The following is a 17,100-nucleotide window of genomic DNA, read 5'->3' as shown; positions in this document are numbered from 1 at the left end:
GGCCTCCTGTTGTTGACAGAGACTAACGCATCGATCCGAAAACCGAAATCGATTTTCGGGCCGATGCGCTAGCGGAACAGCCGTTCGTTGACCACGTCGATGGACATGGCCCGCCGGGCGCTGCGGTTTTCGAGAACGTGGTCGATGCCGATCCTGACCAGCCCGATGATGAACAACCAGACAATCAGGTAGATCCAGACGAAGCCGATCAGCCTCCACGGGATTTCGGGAACGATGATGCCGAAGCCGCACATCAGCACCGCGACGAGCTGCGTGGCGAAGATGGCGATCAGCAGCGGCCGGGCCGGATAGGGCTTCTTCATGAACCAGTTTTCCTTGCGGCTGACCAGCATCAGCAGATGACCGCCGGCGACCAGCTGCAGGAACATCATCGACTGGAGGTGGGACTGGTCGGTCAGCCCAAGCCCCGCCCAGCGTCCCGGTTCCGACAGCACTTCCATGCCCATCAGCAAAAGGCCGAAGGACTGGACGATCGAGGCAAAGCCGAGAACGGCGGAAACCGACAGAAGATGCGGCATGCGCCACCGGATCGGCTGTTCGGAGACGCTGGTATTGTCATAGGCCACCGTCATGATCGGGATATCGTCGAGAAGCGACATCAGCACGATCATGATCGGCGTCAGCGGCTGGAAGCCGAGGAAGATGGTCGAAAGCACCACCAGGAACATGATGTCCATGGTCAGCGCCACCCGATAGATCGTGTAGCTGGTGATCCGCCCGAAGATGCGCCGCGCCTCGTCGATCGCGTTCTGGATCACGGAAAGACCGGGCGCCGTCAGGATCAGCGCCGCAGCGCCCCGCGCCGCATCCGTCGCGCCGGAGACGGCGATGCCGCAATCGGCCTGTTTCAGCGCCGGCGCGTCATTGACGCCGTCGCCGGTCATGGCCACCAGATGCCCGTTTTTCTGGAAAGTCTTGACGATCGCGTATTTGTGCTCGGGAAACACCCGGGCAAAGCCGTCCGCCGTCAGGATCCGGTTGGCGATCGGGCCGGGCACATTGTCGGGGTCCATGTCCTTCGGGAAGACTTCGGCGGCCGGCAGGATATTGGTGCCGAGACCGAGCTGGCGCGCCGTCTCCTTGGCAATCGCGGTGTCGTCGCCAGTGATCATTTTCACGGCGACGCCCTTGGCGCGGACATTCTCGATCGTCTGCTTCGAATCATCGCGCGGCGGATCGAACATCGGCAGGATGCCGAGCAGCGTCCAGGTCTCGCCGCCGTCATCGGATCGGGCCACGGCGAGCGCGCGATAGCCCTTGGCGCCAAGTTCGGCGACATGAGCGTCGACTTCATCGGCAACCGCCTTTTCCGCATTGGCCAGGAGAACGATCGCATGCGGCGCGCCCTTGGATGTCAGGAACGCCTTGCCGTCCGCACCGGTGACGGTCGCCTCGGTGCGCTTCGACACCGGATCAAACGGCGTGAACTTGCCGATGGTGTACTGCTCGAGCACGGCCTTGTCGGCAAGGGCGCCGATCACCGCGCCGTCGATCGCATCGCCGTCCTCGGCGCGCGAGGCGAGCGCGCCGGCCAGCACGATGTCCTCAGGCGTGGCTCCGCCGACCGGGATCGGATCGCCGAGCGTCAGGATGTTCTTCGTCAGCGTTCCGGTCTTGTCGGAGCAGAGAATATCAGCGCCGGCCATTTCGTCGATCGATGACAGACGCGAGACGATCGCCTTCTCCTTCGACAACGCCAGCGCGCCGAGCGCCATGGTGATGGAAAACACCGCCGGCATCGCCACGGGAATGGAGGCGACCAAGAGCACCAGCACGAATTGCAGAATGCCGAGCGCATCGGCGAGACCCCAGTTGTCGGTCTTGACGATGTCGACATAGACCTGGACGGCGACCATGATCATCGCCAGCACGACCGCCACGACGATGAGAAAGTTGCCGATCTGGAACATCGCCTTCTGCGCCTGGCTGACGGCGCCGGCCCCGGCCACAAGCTTTGCCGTGCGGCCGAAGAAGGTTTCCGACCCCGTTCCGGTGACGACGGCCGCCATCTCGCCCTGTTTCACCACACTGCCCGAGTAGGCCGTGTCGCCGACCTTTTTGTTGACCGGAAGCGACTCGCCCGTCAGCGCCGCCTGGTCGATCGAGGCATAGTCGCCGGAGACCAGACGGACATCGGCGGGCACGATGCCGCCGAGCCTGATCTTGATGATGTCGCCCGGCACGAGCGTCGCAGCGTCGATGACGGCGAACTTGCCGTCGCGCAGCGCCGTTGCCTGCGGGGCGAGCGAGTTCTTGAGTGCCGCGAGCGCGCTCGTCGCCTTGCTGTCCTGGTAGAATTCGAGGCCGGCGTTGAAGAGCAGCAGGCCGAAGATGATGATGAAGTCGCCCGTATCCCCGAGGATCAAAGACACCAGCGCGGCGGCCTCGATCATGAAGGCGATCGGGCCGACGAAGTGCTGGGCAATCTTCTTGAAAAGGCTGGTCTTTTCCTCGGGCAATGCGTTGGGGCCATATTGCGCCAGCCGCTTTTGCGCCTCCGCCGCGCTCAGGCCCTTTTCGGGGTCGACGCCGAGCTTTTCCAGAACCGCCTCGACCGGCAGGCTCTCCAGGTCATTGGCCGCTGCATTCTCCGCCATCATCATTCTCCAAAATCATGGCGCATCGTGTCGGGCACCGCCGTCGCGATCCGCAAACTCACCCCCGAAACCGGCTTTCGTATTGAGACGATACGAAATTGCCACCATAAGTGGAAGCAGAATGGGGCGGTTTTGGCAATATGGGAGTCGCAATTCCGCCTCTGGCGGACACTATAGCGCAGCCGTGAAGACAGGAATTTGAAGACGATCAACACCGATGCGGGACCTGGCCGCAGACATGCCAAAGCCCCGTTGCCGGGGCTTCAGTTTGTTGACGAAGCGCGCGTCACCCTCATTCGACATGCTCGGGCCCGTCCCGAGCATCTAAACACGCATCGCCGCGACAAGCATCTCGGGCGAGGTTTTATTTAAATACAATACATTTCGAGACACCAGCGCTGCTCGTGCGGAAGGGTGGTTAGATCCTCGGCACAAGGCCGAGGATGACGTCCGTAAACAGGATGGCTTCGTCAGCAGTCTGAAGGCCCCATTGCCGGGGTTCTGGGATATGCAGACCGTCAGCGCACCTGATCGAGCAGACGCTTGCATTCCAGCAGGTCGTAGAGGACTTCCTGCAGCAGCGCGTCATCCGAACGCGCGAGGCCGGAAGCGGGGTCGATGGCCCCCTCCTCGTCCTTCTTGCGGCGGAAGAAGCCGGTCCCGCCCGCCTTCTTCGGTCGGCCGACCACCTGGTCATCATCGAAAATAGAAGGCTGGTCCTCGTGTTGCCGGGCCTCGGGAGGGACGGCCAGCGCCTCGACAAGCTCGGCGTCGCCGCTGCCGATCGCTGTGACGAAACGGTTGCCATTGCTCTTCAGCAGCTTCTGGACGCCCTTGATGGTGTAGCCGTGATCATAAAGGAGATGGCGGATACCCTTCAGAAGCTCGATGTCCTCGGGGCGATAGTAGCGCCTGCCGCCGCCCCGCTTCATCGGCTTGACCTGGGTGAAACGCGTTTCCCAGAAGCGCAGCACGTGTTGCGGCAGCTCCAGTTCTTCCGCCACTTCGGAAATGGTGCGAAATGCCTCGGGAGACTTGTCCATGGGTTCAGCCGTCCTCGCCTGCCACAATGATCGAATCAGACCTGTATTTCAGCGCGATAAGGCCGGCAAGGCAAGCCGGGCGAAAGCCGTTCCGGCAGGCGCCTCAGGAGGCCGATTTCTGCGCGGCCTTTTCGGCCTTGTGCTTGCGGTTGAGATGGGCCTTGAGAATCTTCTGCTTCAGCACGTTGGAGGCCTTGAAGGTCATGACCCGGCGCGGCGAGATCGGCACTTCCTCTCCGGTCTTCGGGTTCCGGCCGATGCGTTCGTTCTTGTCGCGCACCTGAAAGGTCGCGAAGGAGGAGAGCTTCACCGTCTCGCCCTTGACGATCGCATCGCAGATTTCATCGATGACGGTTTCGACCAGCTCGGCCGATTCCGTGCGGGAAAGTCCCACCTTGCGGAACACCGACTCGGCCAGATCCGCACGCGTCACAGTTTTGCCAGGCATCGCCGCATCCCAAATTCTGTCAAAATCCCCTTGAACATGACACTATTGCCGCGGGGCAAAGCGGTCAAGCGTGTGAAAGGACTGATTTCGTTGCCGGAAGCGCATTACCAGCGCAAAAGCACCGCACCCCAGGTAAATCCGCCGCCCATCGCCTCCAGCATCACCATGTCGCCGCGTTTGATCCGGCCATCGCCTGCAGCCGTTGCCAGCGCCAGCGGAATGGAGGCCGCCGAGGTATTGGCGTGCTGATCCACGGTCACGACAACCTTGTCCATCGGAATGCCGAGCTTCTTGGCCGAGCCTTCGATGATCCTGCGGTTCGCCTGGTGCGGCACCAGCCAATCGAGTTGGTCGATGTCGATTTTCGCTTCGGCGAAGGCCGACTCGATCACATCGGTGATCATGCCGACGGCATGCTTGAAGACCTCGCGGCCCTCCATGCGCAGGTGGCCGATATCGCCGGTGGTGGACACCCCGCCGTCGACATAGAGCTTTTTGCAATGGGAACCATCCGAGCGCAGGCTGGCGGCAATGATACCGCGGTTTCCGGCGTCGCCCTCCTCCTGTGCCTCCAGCACGAGCGCGCCGGCGCCATCGCCGAACAGCACGCAGGTCGTCCGGTCGGTCCAGTCGAGAAGCCGCGAAAACGTCTCCGCGCCGATCACCAGAACCCGGCGCGCACGCCCGGCGCGGATGAAATTGTCGGCCGTCGTCAGCGCAAAGACGAAGCCGGAACAGACCGCCTGCATATCGAAGGCAAAGCCGTGCTCCATGCCGAGCCGGTTCTGGATGTTCACCGCCGTTGCCGGAAAGGTGTTGTCCGGCGTCGAGGTCGCGACCACGATCAGGTCGATATCCGCCGGCGTAAGCCCCGCATTGTCCAGCGCCGCGCGCGCGGCCTGTTCGCCGAGCGATGCCGTGGTCTCGTCGGGACCGGCGATATAGCGCTGGCGAATGCCGGTGCGCTGCTGGATCCAGCTGTCGGAGGTGTCCACAAGCTGCCGCAGTTCGTCATTGGTCACCACGCGCTCCGGCAGCGCCGAACCGAAACCACAAACGACAGAACGGATCATACTGTTATTCCTTGTTGGCAGGCGCCATGGCCGGAGGGCCGATGACGCACTGCCGCTTCAGGCCGCTTCCGGCCCCATGGGTGATTCATTACGCGCATGGTACTCGCTCAGATCATGCTGGATCTTGGCCTGCAGACCGTTGTGCACCATGTCATAGGCAACCTCGATTGCCGAGGCATAGCCCTCGGCATCGGTGCTGCCGTGACTTTTGATGACGATGCCATTCAGGCCGAGAAAGACCCCGCCATTGACCTTGCGCGGATCAAGCTTCTCGCGCAGCATGCGGAACGCGCCGCGGGCAAGCAGATAGCCGATGCGCGACATCAGGGTCCGCGACATTGCCGAACGCAGGTATTCAGCAATCTGACGGGCCGTGCCCTCGGCCGTCTTCAGCGCGATATTGCCGGTAAAGCCCTCGACGACGAAGACGTCCACCGTGCCCCGGCCGAGATCGTCGCCCTCGACAAATCCGGCATAGTCGAGATTGTCGATGTCGGCCTCGCGGAGAAGCTTCCCCGCTTCCTTGACCTGCTCGACGCCCTTCACCTCCTCGACGCCGACATTGAGGAGGCCGACGGTCGGTTTCTTCAGCTCGAACAGCGCGCGCGCCATGGCCCCGCCCATCAGGGCGAAATCGAGGAGTTGCTTGGCGTCCGCGCCGATCGTCGCGCCAATGTCGAGAACGATGCTTTCGCCTTTCAGCGTCGGCCATATGCCGGCGATCGCGGGGCGGTCGATGTCGGGCATGGTCTTCAGACAGAACATCGCCATGGCCATCAGCGCGCCGGTATTGCCCGCCGAGACGGCCGCGTCGGATTCATTCTCCTTCACCGCCTCGATCGCGCGCCACATGCTGGAGACGTTGCGGCCGCGCCGCAAGGCCTGGCTAGGCTTCTCGTCCATGCCGACTGCAACCTCGCAATCGACAACGCGCGCCTGTTCCTTGAGTTTGGGATAGGACGCAAGCAGCGGTTCGATGGCTGATTGCCGGCCGTAGAGAATGTAGCTGATGTCGGGGTGGCGCGTCAGAGCCTCGGCCGCGCCGGCAACGGCGACCTCCGGTCCGACATCTCCCCCCATGGCATCAATGGAAATTCTAATCAAACGTTCGGGATCCCTGTTTGCACGCATCCGGAGAAGCCGGGCCAAAATACCGTTTTTGCTGCGGGAGACAACTGCCGCGCGGCAAAAACAGCAATTAACATGCGTTTTGTCGGAAAGCCCGGTCCGACAGCAGCAAAGGCCGTGCCGGAAGGGCTCTCTTCTCCGTCGCCTACTCTTCTCCTCCGCCCTTCCAGTCCTTCAGCGCGGCGAAAGGCGATTCCTTTTCTGCCGTCGCCTCTCCTTCGTCGTCCTCATCGCTGACGTCCGGCGGCAGTTCCGCATCGGGCTTGCGCGGATAGGGATCGATGGCAAGGCCGATCGCCTCTATGACGACAGCGGCGATATCGATCTCGCTGCCGGAAAAAGGCTCAGGGTCATCAGGCCCTTCGGGATCGACCAGAAGTTCGCCTTCCTCATTGACCTTGCGCCTGAACTGGCGGGACTGCTCGGGCAGATAAGTCGCATCCACCGGCTCTGCAAGATCCGACTCGATCGGCTCCAGCGTCACCACGCAGGACTGCACGATATGCGCCTTGACCTCGCCCCTCACCCGCACGCCCTCGCGCCGGAAAGGCGTGATCCTGAGATCGGCCGCAAGCGCGGTCACGGCATCGACATCGAGAAAGCCGGCCAGCCGCTCAAGCTCGTCTTCCTCCGCTTCAAGGCGCATCTCAAACGGCACCGCAGCCGCGCGCGCAACTGTAAAGGGGCGCGAGAACGGCAGGGGCTTCTCGTTTGCATTCCTGTCAGGCACGTCCCGTCTCCATGCTTTCGGGCACGAGGAAGCTCACCATCCCCGTTTCCACCACAATTTCATCGATCCTGCCGAGGTGATCGGCATTTTCCAGCATCCAGCGGGCGAGCTCCGCCATCTCGCCGTGATCGGCATCTGCCGCGTGAATATTCTGTGCAAGCGCGATCGCAAGCTGTTCCAGATCGCGATGCTGCAGACAGCGCACATAGCGTTCCAGGCGACCATAGAACATGCCCGCCAGCTTTTTCATCCGCTTGGGAACCGAATTGTCGCCGACGCCAAGCTCGCGAATCGAATAGTCGATATCCATGAAGAAGGCGTCGACGACCTCCTGGGCCATCTGCTTGCCGCTGTCCGAGGATTTCGAGGTGCGCTGCAGGAAAAGGATCATCACCACGGACAGCATCTCGAAACGGCCCATTACCGTATCCGGAACACCGTAATCCGTATAGAAACAGGGTTGCCGCGCCGTTGCCGTGATCACGCCATATTGGCGCTGCACGATCATGCGGTTGGCGCGGTTCTTGCCGAAAATCCTCAGGACCATTCCACTCTCTTTGACTTGGCTTTAGCCACCGGCCGCAAACCGCCCGAACAATTGCATCCCGGCACAAGCTGGTTTATCCAGTTGAGTTGGAAAACGCGAGGCTTCGGGTTCATCCGGCAGCAGGCGGTCTGTGCGCTCAAACGGAACCATGGTCAATGGTAGTTTGCGCGTCCCGCGCCCGCAACCGGGAATCGCGGCCAAAGCCGACCTTCGTTGAAGGCGACGCCTGCATAATATGAAACACGGCGGCCGGCCGGAAGGCTTCGCCGGCCTGATATGAAGTTTGCCAGGGAGTGGACGCTTGAAGATGCGCCGAGACTATTTTGATTTCAGACCGGTTCGTCCGGCTGCCGCGGGCGCGCTCGTCGCCGTCGCGCTCTTTACCGCAGGGTGCTCGACCTCCGACGTGATCGGCACCAAGGACGTCTTCTATCAGGGTTATGTGGTCGACGAAGAGCGGCTGCAGCTTGTGAAGGAAGGGTCGAGCCGCGAGCAGGTCGTGCTGACGCTCGGCCAGCCGTCAACGACGGCGACCTTCGACAACGAGGTCCTGTTCTACATCTCGCAGCGCAAGGAGCGCCGTTTCGAGTTCCAGAAGCCGCGCCTCGTCAATCAGGAAATCCTGGCGGTCTACTTCAACGGCAATGGCCGCGTTGACAAGATCGCCCGCTATACGCTCGAAGACGGCAAGGTCGTCGACATGGTCTCCGATACGACGCCGACCGGCGGCAAGGACATCACCTTCATCCAGCAGATCCTGCAGGGCACCGGCGCAAGCGCCGCCCGCGACTTCTTCGCCACCAACGGCGGAGCGATCCAGTAGGGCGCAGGGCGAAGCCGCAAACGACGAAGGCCCCGCCTGCAACACAAGGCGGGGCCTCTTTTGTTTTCCCGGCGGAGCGGTTCCGCCGGGTGATGTTCTTTGCTCAGGCGAGCACCGCCAGGAGCAGAAGCGCCACGATATTGGTGATCTTGATCGCCGGGTTGACGGCAGGACCGGCCGTATCCTTGTAGGGATCGCCGACCGTATCGCCGGTGACGGAGGCCTTGTGGGCATCCGAGCCCTTTTCGTGGGTGGCGCCGTCGGCATCGACGAAACCATCCTCGAAGCTCTTCTTGGCGTTGTCCCAGGCGCCGCCGCCGGACGTCATCGAGATGGCGACGAACAGGCCGTTGACGATCACGCCGAGAAGCGAGGCGCCGAGCGCCGCGAACGCCGAGGCTTTCGAGCCCGACATCAGCCAGACGCCGAAGAAGACCACGAGCGGGGCAAGGACCGGCAGCAGCGAGGGGATGATCATCTCGCGGATCGCGGCCTTGGTCAGCATGTCGACGGCGCGGCCGTAATCCGGCTTTTCCGTTCCGCTCATGATGCCGGGCTTTTCCCTGAACTGACGACGCACTTCGGCAACGACGGCGCTCGCCGCGCGACCGACCGCCGTCATCGCGATGCCGCCGAAGAGATAGGGAATCAGTCCGCCGAAGATCAGGCCGGCGACCACGTAAGGGTTCGACAGCGAGAACGAGATATCGCCCATGTTCGCGTAGAAGGGATAGGTATCCCCGTTCGCCGCGAAATAGGCAAGGTCGTTCGAATAGGCGGCGAACAGCACCAGCGCCCCGAGACCGGCCGAACCGATGGCATAGCCCTTGGTGACGGCCTTGGTGGTGTTGCCGACGGCATCGAGCGCATCGGTGGATTTACGAACCTCCGGATCGAGGCCGGCCATTTCGGCGATACCGCCCGCATTGTCGGTGACCGGCCCGAAGGCGTCGAGCGCCACGATCATGCCGGCAATGCCGAGCATGGCGGTGACCGCGATCCCCGTGCCGAACAGGCCGGCAAGCTGGTAGGTCGAGATGATGCCGCCGCAGATGACGATCGCGGGAAGCGCGGTCGCTTCGAGCGAGACAGCCAGGCCCTGGATCACATTGGTGCCATGGCCGGAAACCGAGGCCTGCGCGATCGAAACCACCGGGCGCTTGCCTGTTCCGGTATAATATTCGGTGATGACGACAATCAGCGCCGTGACGATCAGGCCGATGATGCCGCAGATGAAGAGGGCCCAGCCGGTGATGTTGCGTCCGGCGACCTCGCCGATGGAGCCGAAGCCGACGGTGAGCCAGGTGGCGATGCCGAGTCCGACGATCGACAGCAGTCCGGTAGCGATCAGACCGCGATAGAGCGCGCCCATGATCGAGCCGTTGGCGCCGAGCTTGACGAAGAAGGTGCCGACAATCGACGTCAGGATGCAGACCCCGCAGATGGCGAGCGGCAGCAGCATGACGTCGCCGAGAATAGCCGTTCCGCCGAAGAAAATGGCGCCGAGCACCATGGTGGCGACCACCGAGACCGCATAGGTCTCAAAAAGGTCGGCCGCCATACCGGCGCAGTCGCCGACATTGTCGCCGACATTATCGGCGATCGTCGCCGGGTTGCGCGGGTCGTCTTCCGGAATGCCCGCTTCAACCTTGCCGACGAGGTCGCCGCCGACATCGGCGCCCTTGGTGAAGATGCCGCCGCCGAGGCGGGCGAAGACCGAAATCAGCGACGCGCCGAACCCGAGTGCGACAAGCGCGTCGATAACCTCGCGCTCATCCGGCGCATGGCCGAGCCCTACGGTGAGGATGTAATAATAAACGGATACGCCGAGAAGGGCGAGACCGGCAACGAGCATGCCCGTGATCGCGCCGGATTTGAAGGCGATGTCAAGCCCGGCCGGCAGGCTGTAGGAGGCCGCCTGCGCGGTGCGGACATTGGCGCGCACGGAGACATGCATGCCGATGAAGCCCGCGGCTCCCGACAAGACCGCCCCGATGACGAAGCCGATGGCGGCGGTCAAGGACAGCAGCAGCCAGGCCAGAACGAAGACGACCACGCCGACGATCGCGATCGTCGTGTACTGGCGCGTCAGATAGGCCTGCGCCCCCTCCCGGATAAAGCCCGCGATTTCCTTCATGCGCGGGGTTCCCTGATCGGCGACCATCACCGAGCGCGTCGCCCAAAGGGCGTACACGATCGACAACAGGCCGCAGACAATCACGGCAAGCAATATCATCATTTCTCGCTTTCCTTCCCTCACCGACATGAACAGGATCAGGCCTTGGCCGCCCTGCCCTGCCGAAATTGTTCACCGGCCGCCCCTGCCTGCCCGCGCGGGTCATCCTCGCGAGAGCAGCAAAAGCCGCACCGTTCAATCCGCAGAACGCCTCATTCCCCTCCACGCCCTGCGGGCAGGCACGAGAGTGCGGTGGAGCGGGCGAAGCGTCAAGTGCTTCGTTCCGACAATAGGAGAGCGGAATGCGGCAAAGCTTTGCGCTATCGCAAAGGCGGAAGCGAAAATGAAACGATTTAACCCGCCCTTTGGCCAGAAAATTCGCTTGAGGTCAGCCCTTTTGCCAGGTTCGGACGCGCCGTACGGCAAAATTTAGGCGGAACGCCGTTGCACAATTAACTTAATTACGTTAAATTAATATCATTAAGTTAATTGCAGGAGAAGATGTCCATGGCGCGGCCCCGCAAGGAACAGCAGATCGAAATCGAGAAGGCGGCGATCACCGCGACCATCGATCTTTTGATGACATCGGCGGCCGAAGATATCTCGCTCGCCCGGATCGCGAAGGAAATCGGCTGCAGCGCGCCGGCGCTCTACACGCATTTTGCCAGCAAGAACGCGCTCCTGAAGGCGGTGCACGATGCGGGATTCGTGATGATGCTCGACCAGAAGCTCGCGACGGCCGCGCGCCACCGCAGCGACCCGATCGCCCGGTTATGGGAGGGTGGCCTGGCCTATCTGCAGTTCGCCTTTGAAAACCCGAACCTTTACCGTCTGATGTTCGATCCGCCGAAGGAAACCGGTCTTTCCGGCAGTCCTTTTGAGAGCGATGTCGGCGCGCGCTGCCTCGGCGTTCTGGTCCAGGCCGTAAGGGCCTGCCAGGCGGCCGGCTATCTGCCGGAGGCCGAGGCCGGAAAGACCGCCTTCCTGCTTTGGTCGACCGTCCACGGCGCGGCAATGCTCACCCTTCTGGATCGCGCACCGGTTCTTGCCGACGAAGATTCCCGCGACGCCGCAATCTCGGCTGTCGATTCCCTCATGCGTTTCCTGATTTCCACCGGCCATCAAACACCCCCGGCCGCCAACGCCTAGGAGAAAAAAGTGTACACGCGTATCCTGAAATATTCCGCAGCGGGACTCGCCGTCCTCGTCGCCGCGCTGATCGCATGGATCTGGATTTCACATGTCGTCACCGCGCGCGAGGTCGCCGGCCATGCGCAGAGCGTTCGGGCGATCGCCGCCAAAGCCCGTTTTCCCCAGCCATCCGATGCGCAGATGCAAGCCCTCCCCGCGCCGGTGAAACGCTATTTCGACTTTGCCATAAAGGATGTCGATCCGACCCTGACAGTCGTTTCCGTGGCCGAGGAAGGGATGTTTCGCAGGCCACTGACGGAGGGGTTTGGGCCTACCCAGGCAGAGCAGACGATTTCGCTGTCGAGCCCGGTCCTGCTTTTCACGGCGACCACCCCCATCGCTCCGGGGATCGACGCGCGCGTCTACGATTTCTTTGCCGACGGAGAGATGGAAATGCGCGCGAAACTCGCCTCGACACTGACCGTCGTCGACGAAAAGGCCTCGCCGGAACTCAACCGGATCTCGCTGAGGCGGTGGCTCCTGGAAAGCCCGCTCTTTCCCGTGGCGCTGCTGCCCGGAGGGCCGGTGCGCTGGGAGCCCATCGATGAAAACAGCGCGCTCGCAACGGTTTCCGGCTTCGGACTCGAAGCCAGCATGATCGCCGAATTTCGCGAGGATGGCAGCCTCGCAAGCTTCGATGCCACCGAGGACGGCGATCTGACGACCCCTTATCATGGGTCGGGCGAACATTCGGAGCGCGGCGACTACCGGCTTGTCGCGGGCATGATGATCCCGCACACATTCCTCATCGCCCGCGTCGGCGCGGGACGGACAGACCCGTTCTGGAAGGGCCGGGTCACGGAAATCAGTTTCGAGTGACCGCTTTCGCGAAAGGCCTGAGGGGTGTTGCCGCTCAGGCCTGGTTCGGCTGCCCCCGCTCCCGCCGGGCGATCCTGTCGAGCACGGCGTTGACGAGCTTGCCCTCGTCTCCCTCGAAGAAGGCGGTGGCAATCTCGACATATTCGGTGACGATGACGGCGGTCGGGACATCCGGCTTTTTCAGGATCTCGAAGACGCCGGCGCGCAGGATGGCACGCAGCGTCGAATCAAGTCGCGACAACGTCCAGCCTTCCGAAATTGCATCCGCGATCTTTGGATCGAGCGTCTTCTGGTCCTTCACGACGCCGCTGACGATCGCGCGGAACCACGCCGGGTCGGCCTTCAGATAGACGTCGCCGTCGATTTCCTTGCCCAGACGATAGACCTCGTATTCGGCGAGCACGTCGGCAAGCGCCGTGCCGGCGAGATCCATCTGGTAAAGCGCCTGAACGGCGGCAAGGCGGGCGGCGCCCCGCTGGTTTGCAGTCTTCTCGGTCGTCATGGGTCTCCTCGCATTCCGAAGGGATGCGGTCAGTGCTTGCGGCAGCGGCCTCGCGCCGGGTCATCATTACGAGCGGCTAAACCATGCCTGCCGAAGACTTGCAAGTGTTTTGCCGGTTGAATGCGCCGGCGAGGGCAGAATTGCGCCCGCTCAGATCTCGCTGGTCTCGGTATCGCGCGCGAGCTTGGCCGAGAACTCGGCGATGATCTCCTCGAAATCTTCCGTTGTCGAGAAGTCGCGATAGACCGAGGCGAAGCGCACGAAGGCGACGTCATCGAGATTTTTCAGCGCCTCGAGCACCAGAAGCCCGATCTCCTCGGACTGGATTTCGGGTTCGCCGGCACTTTCCAGCCGACGGACGATGCCGGACACGGCGCGTTCGATGCGCTCGCGCTCGACCGGCCGCTTCCTCAGCGCGATCTCGAAGGAACGCACCAGCTTGTCGCGGTCGAACGGCACCTTGCGGCCGTTCTTCTTGATGACGACGAGTTCGCGCAGCTGCACGCGTTCGAAGGTTGTGAAGCGCCCGCCGCAATCGGGACAGACGCGCCTGCGGCGAATGGACGTATTGTCCTCCGCCGGGCGCGAATCCTTGACCTGGGTATCAGGCGAATTGCAGAACGGGCAGCGCATCAGCCCATATAGCCATACATCGGGAAGCGTTCGGTCAGCGCGACGACCTTTCCGCGCACGGCCTTTTCGACCGCTGCATTGCCCTCGTCGGAATTGGCCTCCTTCAGACCGTCCAGAACCTCGACGATCAGCTTGCCGATCTCGGCGAATTCGGCCTCGGTGAAGCCGCGCGTGGTGCCGGCAGGCGTGCCGAGACGTACGCCCGAGGTCACGAAGGGCTTTTCCGGATCGAAGGGAATGCCGTTCTTGTTGCAGGTGATGTAGGCGCGGCCAAGGGCGGCTTCCGCGCGCTTGCCGGTGGCGTTCTTCGGCCGAAGGTCGACCAGCATGGAGTGGTTGTCGGTTCCGCCGGAAACCACATCAAGCCCGCCTTCCATCAGCGAGGCGGCGAGCGCGCGGGAATTCTTGACCACCTGCTCGGCATAGGCCTTGAACTCCGGCTGCAGCGCCTCGCCGAGGGCCACCGCCTTGGCGGCGATCACATGCATCAGCGGGCCGCCCTGAAGGCCGGGGAAGACGGCGGAATTGATCTTCTTGGCGATGTCGGGATCATTGGTCAGCACCATGCCGCCGCGCGGACCGCGCAGCGATTTGTGCGTCGTCGTGGTGACAACATGGGCATGCGGGCACGGCGAGGGATGCACCCCACCGGCAACGAGGCCCGCAATATGCGCCATGTCGACCATCAGATAGGCGCCGACGGAATCGGCGATCTCGCGGAAGCGCTTCCAATCCCATATGCGCGAATAGGCCGTGCCGCCGGCGATGATCAGCTTCGGCTTGTGCTCCTCGGCCTTCCTGGCGACCTCGTCCATATCGATCAGATTATCGTCGCGCGACACGCCGTAGGAAACCACATCGAACCACTTTCCCGACATGTTGACGGGCGACCCGTGGGTCAGGTGACCGCCGGAATTGAGGTCGAGGCCCATGAAGGTATCGCCGGGCTGCAGCAATGCGAGGAAGACGGCCTGGTTCATCTGGGAGCCGGAATTCGGCTGCACATTGGCGAATTCGACGCCGAACAGCTTCTTGGCGCGCTCGATCGCCAGTTCCTCGGCAATGTCAACGAACTGGCAGCCGCCATAATAGCGCTTGCCCGGATAGCCTTCGGCATATTTGTTGGTCATGATCGAACCCTGCGCCTCGAGCACAGCGCGCGAGACGATGTTTTCCGAGGCGATCAGCTCGATTTCATGACGCTGGCGACCGAGCTCCTTGCCGATCGCGTCGAAGATTTCCGGATCGGTGTCGGCGAGCGTGCGGTTGAAGAAGGTCTCGGTAAACACTGTCTGGCTAGTCATCGCGGGTTCCTCACTTGTGGCAGGCGGGCGGAAGCGTTCTATCCTCCGATCGATCATCGTGCAATAGACGAAAACCGCCGGCGAACATGGCCCGCCGGCGGCATTTTCGATCATGAATACGAAGGCCGCTGCCTCAATCATCGGGTTACCGAAAAACCGGCGCCCCGTTTTTCGCCCGACGCTCTATTCGATGCCGCTGGTCGTCTGCAGCGCCAGTTCCGGCGCGCCGTCGAGATTGTAGATATCATCGCGGAACTGAACGACCCCGTCCTTGGCCGACCACGCCGTGATGTAGACGAAATGGTTCGGCACTGGATCGGCAAGGTTCACCGGCGTGGAAATGCCGGCATGGATGGTCTGCTCGATATGCTGACGATCCCAGCCGGGCGTGTTCTTCAACAGCCAGACATCAAGGTCGCGGACGTTCTCGATACGGACGCAGCCCGACGATTCGAAGCGCACGATGTCGTTGAACAGCGACTGGCTCGGCGTGTCGTGCATGTAGACGGCATGCTTGTTGTGGAAGTTGATCTTGGTCGAGGCCATGGCGCTGTTGGGGCCGGGATCCTGTCGGAAGGTCAGGTTCGGCGCCTTCTCCGCGTTCCAGTCGATCGTCATCGGATCGACTTCGTTGCCCTTGTTGTCGTAGAGCCGGATCTTGTTGTCGACCAGGTAGTTCGGATCCTCGCGCATCAGCGGCATGATATCCTTCTGGATGATCGAGCGCGGCACGGTCCAGGGCGGATTGAAGATGATCTCGAAAATCTTGGAATTGAGAATCGGCGTCGGGCGCGAAGGCCGGCCGACAATGGCGACATTGCGCAGCGCCACGCTGTCCTGTTCCACGGCCTCGCAATAGGCGGCCGGGATATTGACCAGAACATAGCGCTCGCCGAGTTCGGAGCCGAGATCCTCCACGCGCGTCAGGTTCGTCTCCAGCTGCGCAAGGCGGACGCGGGCGCTGACATTGAGCGCCTTCAGCGTGTATTCATCGATATAGCCGGTCTCGGACAGGCCGTGACGCGCCTGAAAGCGGCGCACGGCGCCCTGGACGTAGGAATCGTAGGAGTCCGAAATGCCCGCCGAGCGCGGCAGGTCGCCGGAAACGATCAACCGCTGGCGCAGTTGCTGGACGGAAGGGTCGTAGACGCCGAACTGAAGCGGCACGTTGGGATGCACCTGCGGCCAGCCGCCGCTGGTGACGATCTGCTGATACTGGGCAATCGCCTGCATCAGGTTTGCCGGGGCGTTCGGTCCGAGGATCGGCTGGTTGGAACTGACGCTGGCCGGCGCGCGCGATGTGAAGGCGTCGAACTGGTCATCCCAGTTGCCGCGTCCGGGCGTATTGATCAGCGCGTCGACAGCCGATTGCGCGGAGGCCAGATGCGGCATCGCCAGCACACCGGCGGCGCCGGCGATGAAGCGACGGCGCGACACAGTTTTATTGGTAGGCGTTTTCCGGTCCAGTTTTTTTGTCATCAAATCCAAATCTCGTTCGGTCCCTCGGGCGGCAAGGCCGCGCCCGTCTCAAAGCCGATGCCCTCGCACAGCAATATGGCCAATTATTGTCGGTTTTCAAAGCCGGTCGGAAGGCTGCCGCCGTCGATCCTAGCGCCGTCGAATGAAAGCAAGGTAAACCCAGAAGGAGACGTAGAAACCAATCAACAGAATGTGAAGCGCGGACAGCCCCGGCGCATTGCCGAAAATGTGCGGATAGGCGCTGTGGGCGAATATCTGGACGGCGGCGCCAAGCACCCAAAGCACGAAGCCCCAGCCAACCCCGAACCACAGTCCGGCGGCCGCCACGGGATAGAGCACGGCAAGCACCGCCTCGACGAGACGCACATCGGCATGCACGAGGTCGAATCGACCGGCTCCGCCTTCGGTCAATCCGATCAGCGCCGCCCAGCTGGAAAGCGCCATAACGAAAAGAAACACGGCGACGCACCGCTTGAACACCAGGAAAGCGGTTTGCGAAAAACTGGGTCTGGGCGCTGCGCTCGACTCTGAAGACATGTCCGCCTTATACGCGGCAAACGGCCGCTGACAAACCCGCAAAAGCCGG

Annotated in this window: 16 protein-coding genes; 3 read left to right on the top strand and 13 right to left on the bottom strand. The window is 62.4% G+C overall.

Going from position 1 to position 17,100, the window contains the following annotated elements; all coding sequences use genetic code 11:
* Positions 1-68 precede the first annotated feature (68 nt).
* From JET14_RS05885 to JET14_RS05855, 7 genes are all read right to left on the bottom strand, one after another.
* Positions 69-2,618 carry a plasma-membrane proton-efflux P-type ATPase gene (locus JET14_RS05885; protein ID WP_200337217.1) on the bottom strand — a complete coding sequence of 850 codons (2,550 nt, stop codon included), beginning with the start codon at positions 2,616-2,618 and terminating at the stop codon, positions 69-71.
* A gap of 518 nt (positions 2,619-3,136) precedes the next feature.
* On the bottom strand, positions 3,137-3,661 hold the full coding sequence (locus JET14_RS05880; protein ID WP_024709612.1) for a MerR family transcriptional regulator: 525 nt from the start codon (positions 3,659-3,661) through the stop codon (positions 3,137-3,139).
* A 103-nt stretch (positions 3,662-3,764) separates the two neighbouring features.
* On the bottom strand, positions 3,765-4,109 hold the full coding sequence (locus JET14_RS05875) for an integration host factor subunit alpha (protein WP_024709611.1): 345 nt from the start codon (positions 4,107-4,109) through the stop codon (positions 3,765-3,767).
* A 104-nt stretch (positions 4,110-4,213) separates the two neighbouring features.
* Complete coding sequence (locus tag JET14_RS05870) at positions 4,214-5,182, bottom strand: beta-ketoacyl-ACP synthase III (protein ID WP_200337216.1); 969 nt, start codon at positions 5,180-5,182, stop codon at positions 4,214-4,216.
* Positions 5,183-5,239: 57 nt separating this feature from the next.
* Complete coding sequence (gene plsX, locus JET14_RS05865; protein WP_200337215.1) at positions 5,240-6,286, bottom strand: phosphate acyltransferase PlsX; 1,047 nt, start codon at positions 6,284-6,286, stop codon at positions 5,240-5,242.
* Between the two features lie 169 nt (positions 6,287-6,455).
* Entirely contained in the window at positions 6,456-7,040 is a 585-nt protein-coding gene (locus JET14_RS05860; protein WP_246750535.1) for a YceD family protein, read from the bottom strand.
* Entirely contained in the window at positions 7,033-7,587 is a 555-nt protein-coding gene (locus JET14_RS05855) for a ubiquinol-cytochrome C chaperone family protein (protein WP_200337214.1), read from the bottom strand. The genes JET14_RS05860 and JET14_RS05855 overlap by 8 nt, the downstream gene beginning before the upstream one ends.
* 307 nt (positions 7,588-7,894) lie before the next feature.
* Between JET14_RS05855 and JET14_RS05850 the strand changes: the two genes are divergently transcribed.
* The gene (locus tag JET14_RS05850; RefSeq protein WP_200337998.1) at positions 7,895-8,410 is read left to right on the top strand and encodes an outer membrane protein assembly factor BamE; all 516 of its coding nucleotides are present in this window, start codon (positions 7,895-7,897) and stop codon (positions 8,408-8,410) included.
* A gap of 103 nt (positions 8,411-8,513) precedes the next feature.
* On the opposite strand, the gene JET14_RS05845 is transcribed toward JET14_RS05850, so the two are convergent.
* On the bottom strand, positions 8,514-10,649 hold the full coding sequence (locus JET14_RS05845; RefSeq protein WP_200337213.1) for a sodium-translocating pyrophosphatase: 2,136 nt from the start codon (positions 10,647-10,649) through the stop codon (positions 8,514-8,516).
* A 444-nt stretch (positions 10,650-11,093) separates the two neighbouring features.
* On the opposite strand from JET14_RS05845, the gene JET14_RS05840 reads away from it, so the two are divergent.
* Together JET14_RS05840 and JET14_RS05835 are read left to right on the top strand one after the other, a co-directional pair.
* On the top strand, positions 11,094-11,735 hold the full coding sequence (locus JET14_RS05840) for a TetR/AcrR family transcriptional regulator (RefSeq protein WP_200337212.1): 642 nt from the start codon (positions 11,094-11,096) through the stop codon (positions 11,733-11,735).
* Positions 11,736-11,744: 9 nt separating this feature from the next.
* Positions 11,745-12,596 (top strand): DUF6920 family protein, encoded by an 852-nt coding sequence (locus tag JET14_RS05835; protein ID WP_200337211.1) that lies wholly within the window; start codon positions 11,745-11,747, stop codon positions 12,594-12,596.
* 34 nt (positions 12,597-12,630) lie between these two features.
* Here the strand turns inward: JET14_RS05835 and nusB are convergent, their stop codons facing one another.
* From nusB to JET14_RS05810, 5 genes are all read right to left on the bottom strand, one after another.
* Positions 12,631-13,098: a transcription antitermination factor NusB gene (nusB, locus tag JET14_RS05830; RefSeq protein WP_200337210.1), complete on the bottom strand. Its 468-nt coding sequence runs from the start codon at positions 13,096-13,098 to the stop codon at positions 12,631-12,633.
* Positions 13,099-13,248: 150 nt separating this feature from the next.
* Positions 13,249-13,731, bottom strand: coding sequence for a transcriptional regulator NrdR (gene nrdR, locus JET14_RS05825; RefSeq protein ID WP_024709601.1), 483 nt, complete (start codon positions 13,729-13,731; stop codon positions 13,249-13,251).
* Positions 13,731-15,035, bottom strand: a complete 1,305-nt coding sequence (gene glyA, locus JET14_RS05820; protein WP_200337209.1) for a serine hydroxymethyltransferase — start codon at positions 15,033-15,035, stop codon at positions 13,731-13,733. Before glyA ends, nrdR begins: the two co-directional genes overlap by 1 nt.
* Before the next feature lie 183 nt (positions 15,036-15,218).
* Positions 15,219-16,514, bottom strand: coding sequence for a L,D-transpeptidase family protein (locus tag JET14_RS05815; RefSeq protein WP_200337208.1), 1,296 nt, complete (start codon positions 16,512-16,514; stop codon positions 15,219-15,221).
* Positions 16,515-16,643: 129 nt separating this feature from the next.
* Positions 16,644-17,051: a DUF6163 family protein gene (locus tag JET14_RS05810; RefSeq protein WP_246750534.1), complete on the bottom strand. Its 408-nt coding sequence runs from the start codon at positions 17,049-17,051 to the stop codon at positions 16,644-16,646.
* Positions 17,052-17,100 lie beyond the last annotated feature (49 nt).

This window comes from Martelella lutilitoris (assembly GCF_016598595.1).
Classification (GTDB): domain Bacteria; phylum Pseudomonadota; class Alphaproteobacteria; order Rhizobiales; family Rhizobiaceae; genus Martelella; species Martelella lutilitoris_A.
Note: the sequence above shows the minus strand (reverse complement) of the source record. Positions and strands in the feature narration are given on the sequence as shown.

Excerpts from the sequence above, each read along its gene's own strand:
- JET14_RS05885 (WP_200337217.1), bottom strand. The coding sequence starts at position 2,618 with ATGGCGGAGAATGCAGCGGCCAATGACCTGGAGAGCCTGCCGGTCGAG.
- JET14_RS05875 (WP_024709611.1), bottom strand. The coding sequence starts at position 4,109 with ATGCCTGGCAAAACTGTGACGCGTGCGGATCTGGCCGAGTCGGTGTTC.
- JET14_RS05870 (WP_200337216.1), bottom strand. The coding sequence starts at position 5,182 with ATGATCCGTTCTGTCGTTTGTGGTTTCGGTTCGGCGCTGCCGGAGCGC.
- JET14_RS05845 (WP_200337213.1), bottom strand. The coding sequence starts at position 10,649 with ATGATGATATTGCTTGCCGTGATTGTCTGCGGCCTGTTGTCGATCGTG.
- JET14_RS05810 (WP_246750534.1), bottom strand. The coding sequence starts at position 17,051 with ATGTCTTCAGAGTCGAGCGCAGCGCCCAGACCCAGTTTTTCGCAAACC.
- JET14_RS05880 (WP_024709612.1), bottom strand. The coding sequence starts at position 3,661 with ATGGACAAGTCTCCCGAGGCATTTCGCACCATTTCCGAAGTGGCGGAA.
- nusB (WP_200337210.1), bottom strand. The coding sequence starts at position 13,098 with ATGACGACCGAGAAGACTGCAAACCAGCGGGGCGCCGCCCGCCTTGCC.
- JET14_RS05855 (WP_200337214.1), bottom strand. The coding sequence starts at position 7,587 with ATGGTCCTGAGGATTTTCGGCAAGAACCGCGCCAACCGCATGATCGTG.
- JET14_RS05815 (WP_200337208.1), bottom strand. The coding sequence starts at position 16,514 with ATGACAAAAAAACTGGACCGGAAAACGCCTACCAATAAAACTGTGTCG.
- JET14_RS05850 (WP_200337998.1), top strand. The coding sequence starts at position 7,895 with ATGCGCCGAGACTATTTTGATTTCAGACCGGTTCGTCCGGCTGCCGCG.
- nrdR (WP_024709601.1), bottom strand. The coding sequence starts at position 13,731 with ATGCGCTGCCCGTTCTGCAATTCGCCTGATACCCAGGTCAAGGATTCG.
- JET14_RS05840 (WP_200337212.1), top strand. The coding sequence starts at position 11,094 with ATGGCGCGGCCCCGCAAGGAACAGCAGATCGAAATCGAGAAGGCGGCG.
- glyA (WP_200337209.1), bottom strand. The coding sequence starts at position 15,035 with ATGACTAGCCAGACAGTGTTTACCGAGACCTTCTTCAACCGCACGCTC.